At 66.8% G+C, this 14,511-nt stretch carries 14 protein-coding genes; 4 read left to right on the forward strand and 10 right to left on the reverse strand.

Going from position 1 to position 14,511, the window contains the following annotated elements:
• Positions 1–35: 35 nt before the first annotated feature.
• The 3 genes from ACFSGJ_RS11700 to ACFSGJ_RS11710 are packed head-to-tail and all read left to right on the forward strand — an operon-like array spanning position 36 to position 2,136.
• Positions 36–542 carry a Fur family transcriptional regulator gene (locus ACFSGJ_RS11700; protein ID WP_390261774.1) on the forward strand — a complete coding sequence of 169 codons (507 nt, stop codon included), beginning with the start codon at positions 36–38 and terminating at the stop codon, positions 540–542.
• Positions 539–1,345 carry a metal ABC transporter ATP-binding protein gene (locus ACFSGJ_RS11705; protein ID WP_390261777.1) on the forward strand — a complete coding sequence of 269 codons (807 nt, stop codon included), beginning with the start codon at positions 539–541 and terminating at the stop codon, positions 1,343–1,345. Before ACFSGJ_RS11700 ends, ACFSGJ_RS11705 begins: the two co-directional genes overlap by 4 nt.
• Positions 1,345–2,136: a metal ABC transporter permease gene (locus ACFSGJ_RS11710; protein ID WP_390261780.1), complete on the forward strand. Its 792-nt coding sequence runs from the start codon at positions 1,345–1,347 to the stop codon at positions 2,134–2,136. Before ACFSGJ_RS11705 ends, ACFSGJ_RS11710 begins: the two co-directional genes overlap by 1 nt.
• 3 nt (positions 2,137–2,139) lie before the next feature.
• Here ACFSGJ_RS11710 and ACFSGJ_RS11715 read toward each other — a convergent pair whose 3' ends face one another.
• From ACFSGJ_RS11715 to ACFSGJ_RS11760, 10 genes are all read right to left on the reverse strand, one after another.
• Positions 2,140–3,093, reverse strand: coding sequence for an agmatinase (locus ACFSGJ_RS11715; RefSeq protein WP_390261784.1), 954 nt, complete (start codon positions 3,091–3,093; stop codon positions 2,140–2,142).
• A 1-nt stretch (position 3,094) separates the two neighbouring features.
• A complete protein-coding gene (locus ACFSGJ_RS11720; RefSeq protein WP_390261787.1) occupies positions 3,095–4,114 on the reverse strand; it encodes an SDR family NAD(P)-dependent oxidoreductase in 1,020 nt (339 codons plus the stop codon).
• A 49-nt stretch (positions 4,115–4,163) separates the two neighbouring features.
• Positions 4,164–5,408: an NAD(P)/FAD-dependent oxidoreductase gene (locus ACFSGJ_RS11725; protein ID WP_390261790.1), complete on the reverse strand. Its 1,245-nt coding sequence runs from the start codon at positions 5,406–5,408 to the stop codon at positions 4,164–4,166.
• Between the two features lie 54 nt (positions 5,409–5,462).
• On the reverse strand, positions 5,463–6,401 hold the full coding sequence (locus ACFSGJ_RS11730; RefSeq protein WP_390261792.1) for a 2-hydroxyacid dehydrogenase: 939 nt from the start codon (positions 6,399–6,401) through the stop codon (positions 5,463–5,465).
• Positions 6,398–7,546, reverse strand: a complete 1,149-nt coding sequence (gene rodA / locus ACFSGJ_RS11735) for a rod shape-determining protein RodA (RefSeq protein ID WP_390261795.1) — start codon at positions 7,544–7,546, stop codon at positions 6,398–6,400. The genes ACFSGJ_RS11730 and rodA overlap by 4 nt, the downstream gene beginning before the upstream one ends.
• A gap of 10 nt (positions 7,547–7,556) precedes the next feature.
• Entirely contained in the window at positions 7,557–9,509 is a 1,953-nt protein-coding gene (gene mrdA / locus ACFSGJ_RS11740; RefSeq protein WP_390261797.1) for a penicillin-binding protein 2, read from the reverse strand.
• Positions 9,506–10,045 (reverse strand): rod shape-determining protein MreD, encoded by a 540-nt coding sequence (locus ACFSGJ_RS11745; protein WP_390261800.1) that lies wholly within the window; start codon positions 10,043–10,045, stop codon positions 9,506–9,508. The genes mrdA and ACFSGJ_RS11745 overlap by 4 nt, the downstream gene beginning before the upstream one ends.
• Positions 10,038–10,973 carry a rod shape-determining protein MreC gene (mreC, locus tag ACFSGJ_RS11750; protein ID WP_390261804.1) on the reverse strand — a complete coding sequence of 312 codons (936 nt, stop codon included), beginning with the start codon at positions 10,971–10,973 and terminating at the stop codon, positions 10,038–10,040. The genes ACFSGJ_RS11745 and mreC overlap by 8 nt, the downstream gene beginning before the upstream one ends.
• Before the next feature lie 41 nt (positions 10,974–11,014).
• Positions 11,015–12,052, reverse strand: coding sequence for a rod shape-determining protein (locus ACFSGJ_RS11755; RefSeq protein ID WP_390261807.1), 1,038 nt, complete (start codon positions 12,050–12,052; stop codon positions 11,015–11,017).
• 169 nt (positions 12,053–12,221) lie between these two features.
• Positions 12,222–13,784: a 2-isopropylmalate synthase gene (locus ACFSGJ_RS11760; RefSeq protein ID WP_390261810.1), complete on the reverse strand. Its 1,563-nt coding sequence runs from the start codon at positions 13,782–13,784 to the stop codon at positions 12,222–12,224.
• Positions 13,785–14,062: 278 nt separating this feature from the next.
• Between ACFSGJ_RS11760 and ACFSGJ_RS11765 the strand changes: the two genes are divergently transcribed.
• Positions 14,063–14,509 carry a DMT family transporter gene (locus tag ACFSGJ_RS11765; RefSeq protein WP_390261813.1) on the forward strand — a complete coding sequence of 149 codons (447 nt, stop codon included), beginning with the start codon at positions 14,063–14,065 and terminating at the stop codon, positions 14,507–14,509.
• The last annotated feature ends 2 nt before the right edge of the window (positions 14,510–14,511 follow it).

The following is a 14,511-nucleotide window of genomic DNA, read 5'->3' on the forward strand; positions in this document are numbered from 1 at the left end:
CCTATGTTATATCGTAACATGTCAAGAGAGCGGCGATGACTGATCCGTCCGATTCCCATACGGCCCCGCCCGGTCTCGCTTTCGCGGACCATGACCACGACCATTGCAGCCACGACGTTTTGGCGCGGGCCGAGGCATTGGCGCGCGAGCGGGGTGCCCGTCTGACGCCCGTCCGCCGGCGGACACTGGAAATCCTGCTGGAATCGCATCAGGCGCTCGGGGCCTATGAGGTGCTGGAACGGCTCGCCGCCGACGGGTTCGGGAACCAGCCCCCGGTCGCCTATCGCGCGCTGGAATTCCTGGTGGATCTGGGCCTTGCCCACCGGGTGCGGCGGCTGAACGCCTTTGCCGCCTGCATGCATCCCGGCGAGGCGCATCAGCCGATGTTCCTCATTTGCCGCAGCTGCAAGACCGTGGCCGAGGCTCCCGGCGCCCGTGTCCGCAGCGCGCTGGAGGCCGCTGCCGCCGAAGCGGGTTTTGCGGTGGAGCGCACGAATATCGAGGCGCTCGGCCTCTGCCCCGCCTGCCGGAGCGCCGCATGACCCTGATCGAGGCGCGTGATCTTACGGTGCGGCATGGAGGGGCGCCGGTCCTTGCGCAGGTGAACTTCGCCCTGTCTCAAGGCGAGATCGTGACGGTCGTCGGGCCGAACGGGTCGGGCAAATCCACCCTTCTGCGCGCGCTTCTGGGGATTCAGGCGGCCTCGGAAGGGCGGGTCGCGCGCAAGCCGGGGCTGCGCGTCGGCTATGTGCCGCAGCGGCTGCATATCGACCCGGCCCTTCCGATGACGGTGCGGCGCTTTCTGTCGCTGCCCCGCCCGGTCACGGACGACAGGGCCGAGGCGGCACTCACGCGGACGGGCGTCGCGGGACTGGGCGGGCGGCAGATGACAGGGCTTTCCGGCGGGCAGTTCCAGCGGGTGCTGCTGGCGCGCGCGCTGCTGTCCGAGCCCGAGGTTCTGGTTCTGGATGAGCCGACCCAGGGGCTCGACCAGCCCGGCATTGCCGCCTTTTACCGCCTGATCGAAGAGGTGCGGCAGGAAATCGGCTGCGCCGTCCTTCTGGTCAGTCACGATCTGCACGTGGTGATGAGCGCATCGGACCGGGTGATCTGCCTCAACGGACATATCTGTTGCGAGGGGACGCCGCAGGTCGTCTCGAACGCGCCGGAATATCGCCAGCTCTTCGGCCTCGGGACAGGCGGGGCGCTGGCGCTTTACCGGCACTTCCACGACCATGACCACAGCCACGGTCACGGGCACGATCACCCCCATGATCACGCGCATGATCACGGGCATGACCACGCACATGACCACGGGCACGAACATTCCCATGGATCGCATTGATGCTTGACGATTTCCTGATCCGTGCAGCCCTTGCAGGGCTTGCGGTAGCCTGTGCGACCGGTCCGCTCGGCTGTTTCGTGGTCTGGCGCCGGATGGCCTATTTCGGCGATGCCACGGCGCATGCGGCGATCCTGGGGGTCGCGCTGGCGCTTGCCTTTTCGACGTCGATCTACGCCGGAACGCTGGTCGTCGCGCTGCTGATGGCGCTGACGGTCGCGACACTTGCGGGCCGGGGTTGGGCGATGGACACGACGCTGGGGGTTCTGGCACATTCGGCGCTGGCCTTCGGCCTTGTGGCGGTGTCGTTTCTGCCAAGGGTGCGGGTTGACCTCTCGGCCTATCTTTTCGGCGATATCCTTGCGGTATCGCGCGGCGACCTGACCGTGATCGCGCTTGGCGCGGCCGCCGTCGTCCTGCTGCTGGTCTGGCGTTGGCGCGGGCTCTTGACCGCGACGCTGAGCGAGGATCTGGCCCATGCCTCGGGCATCAACCCGGGGCGCGAACGGCTTGTGCTGACGATCGCGCTGGCGCTGGTCGTGGCGGTGGCAATCAAGGTGGTCGGCGCGCTTTTGATCGCGGCGATGCTGATCGTGCCCGCCGCGACCGCCCGCAGCATCGCCCGCACGCCTGAAGGGATGGCCCGCCTTGCCGCCCTGATCGGCGGGGTTGCCGTTCTTGGGGGGTTGCAGGCCTCGTTGCAATGGGACACGCCGGCCGGGCCCAGCATCGTCGCATTGGCGGCCTGCCTTTTCGCGTTGTCAGTGGTGGTGACGGGGCGCCTGCGCCGATAGGCGTCAGGGGCTGGTGGCCATCACGCACAAAAGCTCGAACATCACCGAGACGCCCAGAAACGCCGTTCCGCCCGAGGGGTCGAAGGGGGGCGAGACCTCGACCAGATCGGCGCCCACGATCCGCACGCCGTCGAGCCCCCGCACGACCTGCAACGCCTGATAGCTGTTCGGCCCGCCCACCTCGGGCGTGCCGGTGCCGGGGGCAAAGGCGGGGTCGATGAAGTCGATGTCATAGCTCACATAAGTCTCGCCGTCGCCCGCGATGCTGCGCGCCTCGGCCATCACATCCTCGGGGCCGCGGGCGTGGAATTCCTCGACCGGGATCACACGGATGCCGACCGCATCGGCAAAGTCGCGATCCTCGGTGTCATAGGTCGTGCCCCGGATGCCGATCATGCAGACCCGCGCGGGATCGAGCAGCCCTTCCTCCATCGCGCGGCGGAAGGGCGTGCCGTGGGTATACATCGTGCCGCCGAAATAGCTGTGGAAAAGGTCGGTGTGGCTGTCGAAATGGATCATGCCAAGCGGACGATCCGCCGCCAGCGCCCGCAGGATCGGCAGGGTGCAGAGATGATCGCCCCCCGCCGTCAGCGGCCGGATACCCGCCGCCCGGACGCGGTTGTAGAAGGTCGTCATGCGCTGAAGGCTGTCCATCACATCGGCGGGGTTTGGGGGCACGTCGCCCAGATCGGCGCAATTCACCCGCTCGAACGGACGCACGCCGGTCGCGCCGTTCTGCGCCCGGATCATGGTCGAAAGGTCCCGCAACTGGCGCGGCCCATGACGCGGACCGGGGCGGTTCGTCGTGCCGCCATCCCAGGGCGCGCCGATCAGCCCGATCTGCACCTCGGCCAGCCGGGGATCATCGAGCGTCACATGAGGCAGCCGCATGAAGGTCGGAACGCCCGCAAAGCGCGGCAGGTCGAAGCCCGAGACGGGGGTGAAAAAGTCGCTCATGTCACACCTGATAATAGTTGCGATACCATTGCACGAAGGCCACCACCCCGTCGCGGATATCCGTGCGCGGAAGCGGCCCGACCAGACGTTCCAGAAGCGCCGTATCCGCCCAGGTGGCCGGCACGTCGCCCGGTTGCATCGGCAGCAGGTTCCGTTCGGCGGGGCGTCCGGTTGCCGCCTCGATCGCCTCGACGAAATCGAGCAGGCGCACGGGCGTCCCATTGCCGATATTGACCACGCGGAACGGGGCCACCGGCGACAGGCTGTCTCCCTCGGGCACCGGCCCTTCGGGACGTTCCGGCGCGACCTCGATCAGGCGGCGGATGCCCTCGACCAGATCGTCGACATAGGTAAAGTCGCGCTGCATGTCGCCATGGTTGTAGATGTCGATGGGGGACCCTTGCAGAATGTTGCGGGTGAACTTGAACAGCGCCATGTCGGGCCGGCCCCACGGTCCATAGACCGTGAAGAACCGGAACATCGTCATAGGGAGAGCATAGAGATGGGCATAGCTGTGCGCCATCGCCTCGGTCGCCTTTTTGGTGGCGGCATAGAACGACATCTGCGTGTCGGCCTTGTCGGTTTCCGCATAGGGCATCGCGGTATTCGCGCCATAGGCCGATGAGGTCGAGGCAAGCAGCATATGCGCCGGCGGATGGGCGCGGGCGGCCTCCAGCAACTCGAATGTGCCGATCAGGTTCGCGTTCACATAGTCGCGCGGCGCGTCGATGGAATGGCGCACGCCTGCCTGCGCGGCAAGGTGGATAACGATATCGGGGGACGCCTCGGCGAAGAGCGCGGCGAGGCGGCCGGGTTCCTCGACCGCAGCCTCGACGGCAGTGAAGCCCGGTGACTGCAGCAGCATCTGGTGACGCCGTTCCTTCAGCCGCACATCGTAATAGGCGTTCAGGCTGTCGATGCCGATCACCCGGAACCCGTCCCGCAACAGCCGCTGGCAGAGGTGAAAACCGATGAACCCGGCCGAGCCGGTGACGAGGGCAGTACGGGTTTCTGGGGGCAAGGAACTCTCCGGCGAAAACGGGGGCAGGGTAGCGGCTGGCCCGGCCCTGTCAACGCCCGAACCGCGCCGGCAGGCAGGGGGCCATCGCGGGGCCGGGATCGCGGCCGGCGATCAGATCCGCCACGAACCGCGCGGTCAGCGGCGCCAGCGTCAGGCCGATATGCCCATGCCCATAGGCATGGAGGATCTCGGGCCCGCCACGGGAAGGCCCGATCACCGGCAGGCTGTCGGGCATCGAGGGGCGAAAGCCCATCCAGCTCCGGTCCGGGGGGCCGAGATCCGGGAAGATGCTCCGCGCCCCATCCTCCAGCCGCGCCAGCCGGTGGGGCGAGGGCGGCGCCATCAGCCCGCCAAGTTCCACCGTACCGGCGACGCGCAGCCGCCCCGCCATCGGGCACAGATAAAGACCCCGCGCCGTGGGCGAGGAGGGGCGAGAGAGGCGCGGCGACTCCATATCCCATTCAAGGTGATAGCCGCGTTCGGTATCGAGCGGAACATCATCCCCCGCCATCCGCGCCAGCGCACGGGAATGGGCGCCCGCGGCGATCACCGCCTGACGGGCCCTGAGGTGCAGTTGCGGGCCGGTCAGGTCAACCCCGCGCGCGGTGCGGGCGATCGCTTCGACCCGGGCGGGCAGGTGGATCGCACCGGCCCCACGCGCGGCCTGCGCCAGCCGGTCCACCATCAGCCCCGGATCGGACATGAAGAGCGCCTTGGGGAAGAACGCCGCCCCCGCCATCGCCGGCAGCCCCGGTTCCAGCGCCGAAAGCGCATCGGCATCGAGCATCTCGACCGCGATCCCGAAATCCCGCCGCCGCGCCATGTCGGCCTTGCCCGCCGCCACGGCCCCTGGGCTGTCATAGAGGTAAAGACAGCCGTTCGCCCGAAGGATATCGGCCCCGCCGATCTCTGACGCGAGGGCGCGCCAGTCGTCGGACGCGCCGGCCAGCAGACCGGCAATCGCGAGGCTGTTGCGCCGCGCCGCTTTGGGGAGCGACTGGCGCGCAAACCGCAAGAGCCAGGGCGCCAGCGTCGGCAGGGCCGCATGGCGGATCGCAAGAGGCGAGTTCCGGTCGAAAAGCAGCGACGGAAGATTCCGAAGCACATCCGGCGTCCCCACCGGCAGCACCGCGTAATCGGCCACCGTGCCCGCATTTCCGTAAGATGCGCCGCTGCCGGGCGCGTTCGGGTCGATCAGCGCGACCTCTCGCCCCTCTTGCGCGAGCCTGAGCGCAATTGCGAGCCCGATGACACCCGCGCCCACGACCGCGATCTCGACCGACATCTCTCGCATCGCCCATCCCTTTTCGCCCGACCCTGCCGCGCGGCGGACGCGCTTGCAAGGGGCTCAGTAGCCCCGTTCACGATCCACGAGATGCAGAAGCGGCTTGCCCGCCAGCGATCGGGCGATGTTCTCGATCACGACGACGCTTGCGGTGTCCGGGGGCGTTGCCGCCGCGATATGGGGCGTGACGGTCACGCGGGGATGCGCCCAATAGGGATGCGCCGCGGGCAGGGGTTCCTGCCGGAAGACGTCGAGCGTCGCATGGCCAACCTTGCCCGTATCGAGCGCGGCCAGCAGGGCGTCATCGTCGACAAGAGGCCCGCGCCCCGGGTTCACGATCATCGCGCCATCGGGCAGCCAGCCGAGCCTGCGGGCGTCGAGCAGGTTTTCGGTGTCCCGCGTCAGCGGCAGCAGCGTGACGACGATCTGCGCCTGCCGCAACACCGTCTCCAACCCCTCTTCGCCGGAATGGCAATCGATGCCCGGAACCTCGCGCGGGCTGCGCCCCCAGCCGAGCACGGGAAAGCCGAGCCCGGCCAGCGCCTGACCGCAGGCCCGCCCGAGCTCCCCGAGCCCAAGCATCGCGACGGGACGAAGCCGCGCGGGTGGGGCCGCGACGCCTTCGCGCCAGATGCCATCCTGATTGAGGATGAACTGGTCGATCCCCAGATGATAGCGCAGCACATGCCCCGTGACCCATTCGACCATGCCCTGTGTCAGCGCGGGATCGACCATCCGGCACAGCGGTTGCGTCAGGGTGGGGTTCGTCACGATCCGTTCCACCCCGGCCCAGAGGTTCAGGACCGCCCGTGCATTGGGGTAAAGGCTGAAATCGGTGATGTCGCCGCCGGGGGCAAAGATGATGAAATCGACCTTTTCCGGGTCCGGCGCGGTGGTGATGAGGTCCAGATCCAGCCCCGTTTCGGCGATCGCCCGTTCCAGATGCGGCTTGTAATCCGGCCAGAGCCGGGCACCGGCGGCGAAATAGGCTGTCGTGGTCATGAACGTCCTCTTGGGCGGTGGATATGCGCGCTCTGCACCAGCCCGTAGGCGAGCAGAAGGACAAGCATCGCAGACCCGCCATAGGACACAAGGGGCAGCGGAACGCCCACGACCGGCGCCAGACCCATCACCATGCCCATATTCACGGCAACATAGAAAAAGAGCGTCGCCGCCACCCCCAGCGTCAGGAGCGACGAAAACCGGTCCCGGTTGCTGAGCGCCGCGCCGACGGTAAAGACGATCAGCGCGACATAAAGCGCAAGCAGCGACATCGCCCCGATAAAGCCGAATTCCTCGGCCAGCGTGGTAAAGATGAAGTCGGTGTGCTTTTCCGGCAGAAAGTTCAGCCGGCTTTGCGTGCCCTGCATGAAACCGCGCCCCGACCAGCCGCCGGACCCCAGCGCGATCTTGGCCTGGCTGATGTGATATCCCGCGCCCAAGGGATCGGTGGAGGGGTCGAGAAACGTGTCGATCCGGCGGAACTGATAGTCCTTGAGCAACTGCCATTCGGTCCCGCGCGACATGAAGACGAGCGCCACGAGCCCAACCCCCGCCGCGATCACCACGACGAAATAGAGGATATGCACCCCGGCGAGGAACATCATCACCCCACCGCCGAACATCAGCAGCACCGCCGTTCCAAGGTCCGGCTGCGTCAGCACAAGCCCGACCGGCAGCAGGATCAGCAGCACAGGGATCAGCACCCAGAGAGGCCGGGACGTGCGGTTGATGTCGAGCCAGTCGTAATAGGCCGCCAGCACCATCACGAGCGCGATCTTCATCAGTTCGGACGGTTGCAGACGGATCACCCCCAGGTCGATCCAGCGTTGCGCGCCCATGCCGACCGACCCCACGAATTCGACCGCGAGCAGCAGGAGAAACGAGACGAGATAGGCCACCCCGGCCACGTTTCGCCAGAACCAGATCGGGACGAAGGCGACGACGAACATCGCGGCCATGCCGAAGGCGAAGCGTTCCATCTGCGGTTCGGACCAGACATGAAGCCTGCCGCCCGCGACGGAATAGAGCATCAGGAACCCGACCGAGGCGATGGCGGTCAGCAGGATCACCAGCGCCCAGTTGACATAGAGCACCTTGCGGATGCCCGTGGGGATCGTCTTGACGTTATAGGCAAGATAGCTCATCGGGCCGGTCTCACGCGCGGCTCTGGGCGGTCTGGCCGATGGGGGCCGGGTCGGGGAGGCGGAGGTTCAGCATCTGAAGCTCGCTCTCGATCCGGCCGCGCTGCGAGGAGGGATAGGCCGAGAGCGGCGGCAGCCCGCCATTCAGGGCAGCAAGGACCACATCCCGCCCGATGGGCGCGGCGGCGCTGCTGCCGCCCATGCCGTGTTCCACCACGACGGAAACGGCGATCCTGGGCGCCTCGGCCGGGGCATAGGCGACGAAAAGCGCATGGTCGCGCCGGTTCCACGGCAACTGATCGTTCCGCACCACCCCGCGCGCCCGTTCGGCCGCCGTGATGTTGCGCACCTGGCTGGTCCCGGTCTTGCCCGCCATGCGCATCGAGGCTTCCTCGATCCGGCTGCCATAGGCGGTCCCGCGCTGGCTGTTGACGGTGGCAATCATCCCGCGCTGGACCTCGCGCAGGAATTCGGGGCGCAGGCCCAGGGCCTCGCCATGGTGGACAGGCTCCTCCACCCCGTTGATCGACTTGATGAGCCGGGGCGAAATGGTCGTGCCCGCGGCCAGCCGCGCCGACATCACCGCAAGCTGGAGCGGGGTCGACAGCACATAGCCCTGTCCGATCGAGGCGTTGACCGTGTCGCCCACCCGCCATTCCTGCCCGTGGCGTTCCCGCTTCCATTGGCGGTTGGGGTTCAGCCCCTCGGAGATGGCGGACATCGGCAGATCGTGGCGCTGCCCAAGCCCCAGCCGCACCGACATTTCGGCGATGCGGTCGATGCCGCAGCGCTGCGCGACGTCGTAGAAATAGCAGTCACAGCTTTCGGCCAGCGCCGCGACCAGTGCCACGCGCCCGTGCCCGCCCCGTTTCCAGCAATGGAACCGGCGGCCCGCGACGTCCATGTAACCGGGGCAATAGACCGTGTCGTTCAGGCCGACTACGCCCGCTTCCAGCGCCGCAAGGGCCGTCACCATCTTGAAGGTCGAGCCGGGCGGATAGGCGCCCTGCACCGTCTTGTTCGCAAGCGGCCGGTGATCGTTTTCCATCAGGGCGCGGTAATCGGCGACCCCGATCCCCCGGACGAACAGGTTCGGATCAAACGAAGGGGCCGAGGCGATGGCCAGAAGGTCGCCGTTATGCACATCCATGACGACGCAGGCCGCGCTTTCCTCGCCCAGACGGGCCTGGGTAAAGTTCTGGAGGCGGTCGTCGATGGTCAGCTGAACGCTCGCCCCCGGCTCACCTTCCTGCCGGTCGAGCTCGCGCATGACGCGGCCCACGGCATTGACCTCGATCCGGCGCGACCCGGCCTTGCCGCGCAGCGCATCCTCAAGCCGGGTTTCGACGCCGACCTTGCCGATCTGGAACCGCGGGATCTGGAGCACCGGGTCCGGGTTCTGCAACTGGGCGAGGTCGTTCTCGCTCACCGGGCCGACATAGCCCACGACATGCGCATAATCCCCGCCGAACGGATAGTGACGCGACAGCCCGACCTCGGGCGTGATGCCGGGCAGGGCCGGCGCGTTGGCCGCGACACGCGCCACATCCTCCCAGGCAAGGCGCTCGGCCACGGTGATGGGGACAAAGGCGCTGCGGCGGCTGACCTCGCGCAGGGTCCGTTCGATATCCTCATCGGTCAGGGTCATGACGCGGCGCAGCTGAGCCAGCGCCTCGGGCACGTCGCCCGCATCCTCGCGCACGATCACGACGCGGTAGTTCTGTTCGTTGCCGGCCACCACCACGCCATTCCGGTCATGGATCAGACCCCGCGCGGGTGGGATCAGGCGGATGTTGATGCGGTTTTCCTCGGCCAGCATCCGGTACTGGTCGGCTTCCTCGACCTGCATGTGGCGCAGCCGGATTCCGAGCGCCGCGACGATCGCCGCCTGGCCGACGCCCAGCAACAACGCGCGGCGGGTGATGCGGCGGCTGCTTTCGGCCGTGTCCTTCTGGGTTCGTTTCACAGGCGCGCCCCCATGCTGTCGATCGTCCCGGATACCGGCCGCCGCACCCCCAATAGCCGCGTCGATGCGGCCACGACCAGCGGATAGGCCAGCGCTGTCAGCACCACCTGCGCCACCGCCGGACCAAGGCCCACCTGCGGCACCACGGCTATGGCAAGCACCGTCCTGTTCAGGACCAGCATACCGATCAGGACCAGGGCGACCAGCGCCCATTCCATCAGAAAGCTCATTTCCCGCATCAGGATGACCCGCCCGCGCAGGAATTCGCAGGCCAGCAGGACGATCACCGCCCAAAGCCCCGGCGGGCGCAGGAACAAGAGGTCTTCCAGCAGGTAGACCGCCGCGATGAAGAGCGCCGGCAGGAAATCCGGACGCCGCAGCACCCAGACGAAGGTGAGGCAGAGCATCAGGTCTGGGCCTGGAACCCCGCGCGGCATGGGCGTCACCGGCAAGAGCTTGAAGAAAAAGACCGTCAGCGCAAGCAGGAGATAAAGCCCCCGATAGGACCAGCGGCGCGCAACAAGCGGATCAACCATCGGCGATGTCCCCGCTGCCGGCGGCGCTGTTGTTCGCGTCCGGGAAGGGAAAGGGAAGCGTGCCGAGAAGGGGCGGCGCGACCAGCGTTCCCGGGTCCTCGATCCGCTCGATCCCCGGGCTGCGGAGAACGCGCAGGAATTCGAGCCGTTCGTAATCCGCCGCAAGACGCGCCCGCAGCCGCCGGTCTGTGCCCTGCGCGACCTGGCCCACCAACAGCCCCGACGGGAACATCCCGCCATCGCCCGAGGATACGATCCGGTCGCCGGGCCGGACCAGTTCCGGTTTCTCGAGGAATTCGAGCACCGGCGCCGCGCTGTTATCGCCCGAAAGCAGCGCCCGCTGCCCCGAGGGCTGGATCGTCACCGGGATACGGCTTGCGGAATCGGTCAGCAGCACCACCCGGGACGAGGTATTCCCGACCCCGGAAATCCGCCCGACCAGACCCAGCCCGTCCATCGTGGCCCAGCCGTCGCGGATGCCGTCGCGCGCCCCCACGTTCAGCAGGACCGACTGCCGGAAGGGCGATCCGCTGTCGGCCAGCACCACCCCGGTTACATGGGTCAGGCGCGGGTCGAGCCGGACATTGTTCAGATCGAGCAGCTTGGCGTTCTTCTGTTCCAGTTGCAGCGCGGCTTCGCGCCAGGCGCGCATCTGCTGCAGTTCGCGCCGCAGTTCCTGGTTCTGTTCGTGGATGCGGGCATAGGCGCGCAGATTCTCGACCAGCCCATAGGCGCGGGTGACGGGCGCCATCGCCCATTCCATGTTGGGCACGATCCGGTCGACAAGGGCCGCGCGGAAACTCTCGACCCGCGGATTGTCGATCCGCCAGATCAGGAAGAGCGCCAGCAGCGCAAGCGCGAGCGCCCCGATCAGGATACGCCTGACGGGACGGACATATTGATCATGCGCTATACGGTCGCTTGCCACAGCAGCCCCTCATCGCGTGGCGCGCTTGCAGCCACGGGTCGTCAACTGTCGTAGTCTATCACATGCCGCAGTTGTTTTTCGTATTCCAGCGCCTTGCCGGTGCCGAGCGCAACACAATTCAGTGTCTCGTCGGCGACCGAGATCGCGAGGCCGGTCTGTTCGCGCAACGCAAGGTCCAGATCGCCCAGAAGCGCGCCGCCCCCGGTCAGCATCACGCCACGGTCCACGATATCGGCGGCAAGGTCGGGTGGCGTCGCCTCCAGCGCCATCATCACCGCCTCGCAGATCTGCTGCACGGGTTCGGCCAGCGCCTCGGCCACCTGGGCCTGACTGATCTCGATTTCCTTGGGAACCCCGTTGATCAGGTCGCGACCGCGGATCACAAGGCTAGCGCCGCGCCCGTCATCGGGCATCCGTGCCGTGCCGATCGAGGTCTTGATGCGTTCCGCCGTCGCCTCACCGATCAGGAGGTTCTGCTGGCGGCGCAGGTAGCTGATGATGCCCTCGTCCATCCGGTCGCCGCCCACGCGGACCGACCGCGCATAGACGATATCCCCGAGCGAGAGCACCGCGACCTCGGTCGTGCCGCCGCCGATATCCACAACCATGTTCCCCGTAGGGTCGGTGATGGGCATCCCCGCGCCGATGGCCGCGGCAATCGGTTCGGCGATCAGCCCGGCGCGGCGTGCGCCCGCCGACAGCACCGACTGACGGATCGCGCGCTTTTCCACGGGCGTCGCCCCATGCGGCACGCAGACGATGATCTTGGGTTTCGAAAAGGTCGTGCGCCGGTGCACCTTGCGGATGAAATGCTTGATCATTTCCTCGGCCACGTCGAAATCGGCGATCACGCCGTCGCGCATGGGCCGGATCGCCTGAATGCTGCCCGGCGTCCGCCCGAGCATGAGCTTGGCATCCTCACCCACCGCGAGCACCTGCTTGCGGCCGTCCTTGACGTGATAGGCGACGACCGAAGGCTCGTTCAGGATGATGCCCCTGCCTTTTACATAGACGAGCGTATTCGCCGTTCCCAGGTCGATCGCCATGTCAGACGAAAACAGACCACCAAACCCTACCATCCTGCCGACTTTCCGATTGTGCCTCTAACTGGATGGCCCGCGACTCTCGGACGCGGGCCTCCGGCTCTTATAGGGAAAAGGTTGCGGGCCGCAAAGGCCCGCATCATTTCCATTCAGCGCATTTCTGCCGCAGCCTGCCCGGCAGGCGTGCGCCAGGGGAGTTGCGGCCTCAGGCGCTGCGCGTTTCCGCCGCCGGTTTGGTCTTTTGCCGCCGCGTCAGCAGCTTGTTGAGCGCGTTGACATAGGCCTTGACGCTGGCGACCACCGTATCGGTATCCGCCGACTGGCCCGTGACGATCTTGCCGTCCTCTTCCATCCGGACGGAAACCGTGGCCTGCGCATCCGTGCCTTCGGTCACCGCGTGAACCTGATAAAGCTGCAGCCGCGCCTTGTGCGGGAAGAGCATCTTGACCGCGTTGAATGCCGCGTCGATGGGGCCGTCGCCGGTCGCGTCGATGGATTTCTCCTCGCCGTCGATGCTCAGCGTCAGCTCGGCCTCTTGCGGGCCGTCGGTACCGCAGATCACCCGCAGGCGACGCACCTGGATGAAATCGTGCTCGGCATGGGTCGTGCTGTCCTGCATCAGCGCGATCAGGTCGTCGTCATAGACCTCTTTCTTGCGGTCGGCGAGCGCCTTGAACCGCACGAACACGTCGTTGAGCTGATTGTCCGCCAGTTCATAGCCCAGGTCGCGCAGCTTGGTGCGCAGCGCCGCCCGGCCGGAATGCTTGCCCATGACGATGTTCGTCTCATTGAGCCCGATATCCGCCGGGCGCATGATCTCGAACGTCTCGGCGTTTTTCAGCACGCCGTCCTGATGGATGCCGCTTTCGTGCAGAAAGGCGTTCTTGCCCACGATCGCCTTGTTGAACTGGACCGGAAAGCCGGAAACGGTCGCGACCTTGCGGCTGATGTTCATGATGCGTGTGGTGTCGATGCCGGTGCGGTAGGGCATGATGTCGTTGCGCACCTTGAGCGCCATCACCACCTCTTCCAGCGCGGTGTTGCCGGCGCGTTCCCCAAGGCCGTTGATCGTGCATTCGATCTGCCGCGCCCCGGCCTCGACCGCCGCCAGCGAGTTGGCCGTCGCCATGCCCAGGTCGTTATGGCAATGGGTCGCAAAGACGATGCTGTCGGCGCCCGGCACACGTTCCAGCAGCATCCGGATCAGATCGGCGCTTTCGCGCGGGGCGGTGTAGCCGACCGTATCGGGAATGTTGATCGTGCTCGCCCCGGCCTTGATCGCGATTTCGACCACGCGGCACAGGTAGTCGTGTTCCGTCCGTGTCGCGTCCATCGGCGACCATTGCACATCGGCGCAGAGGTTGCGGGCATGGCTGACGGTCGCGTGGATCTTTTCGGCCATGTCGTCCTGCGACAGCTTGGTGATGTCGCGATGCAGGGGCGAGGTGCCGATGAAGGTGTGGATGCGGGGGCGGCGTGCGTGTTTCACCGCTTCCCACGCGCGGTCGATATCACCGAAGGACGCACGCGCCAGCCCGCAGATCGAGGCGCGCTGCGTCTGCTGCGCAATCGCGGAAACGGCGGCGAAATCCCCTTCGGAGGCGATGGGAAAGCCCGCCTCGATGATATCGACGCCCATTTCATCCAGAAGCGCCGCGATCTCCAGCTTTTCCTGATGGGTCATCGTGGCACCGGGCGATTGTTCGCCGTCGCGCAGGGTGGTGTCGAAGATCAGGACCTGATCCTGTTCGGGGATGGTGTTCGTCATGGTAATTCTCGCTTCTTCCTTGGCTCTGGGTCCGGGCGCTGGTCACCTCCGAGCGGTCGCGCCCAAAGGCACGCTCAGAGGCAGCTAAGGAGAAGGAGGCCACGGCGGTTCAGGGGCAGAATTGCCCCGTTGGATGCGATGATATGCGCGAACCGTGCCATGGCGGGGACTATACGCGCCGGACCTGAAAAGAAAAGACCGAAAATCTCCTTTCGCGCGCATCACCAGATGCTAAGACAGCGGCAGCGCCGCGACCCGGGGGCAGGGGGACGATCCACATGGCCGAAACAATCCGCTACGCCATCATCATGCTGGCCGCAGGAATAGGCATCCCGCTGCTGGCGGCGCTGAACGCGCAGCTCGGCGGGCGCATCGGTGCCCCGGCCGCTGCGGCAAGCCTGCTTTTTGCCGTGGCCTTTCTGGGTGCGACCCTCGTGATGGTGCTGACCGGCAGCACCCGGGCGCTGGCGGCGATCCCCGCGCAGCCCCGGCATCTTTGGTTCGCGGGCCTTTTCGTCGCCTTCTACGTGCTGGCCGTCACATGGATCGCGCCGCGGTTCGGGGTGGGAAACGCGATCTTCTTCGTGCTGATCGGACAGATGATCTCGGCCGCGGTCATCGACCATTTCGGCCTGTTCGGCGCGGTGATGAAGCCGCTCAGCCTGATGCGGGTCGGGGGGCTTGGCCTGATGGCGGCGGGTCTGGCGCTGATCCTGCGCGGCTGATC

This window comes from Halodurantibacterium flavum, assembly GCF_042681825.1.
GTDB classification, from domain to species: domain Bacteria; phylum Pseudomonadota; class Alphaproteobacteria; order Rhodobacterales; family Rhodobacteraceae; genus Halodurantibacterium; species Halodurantibacterium flavum.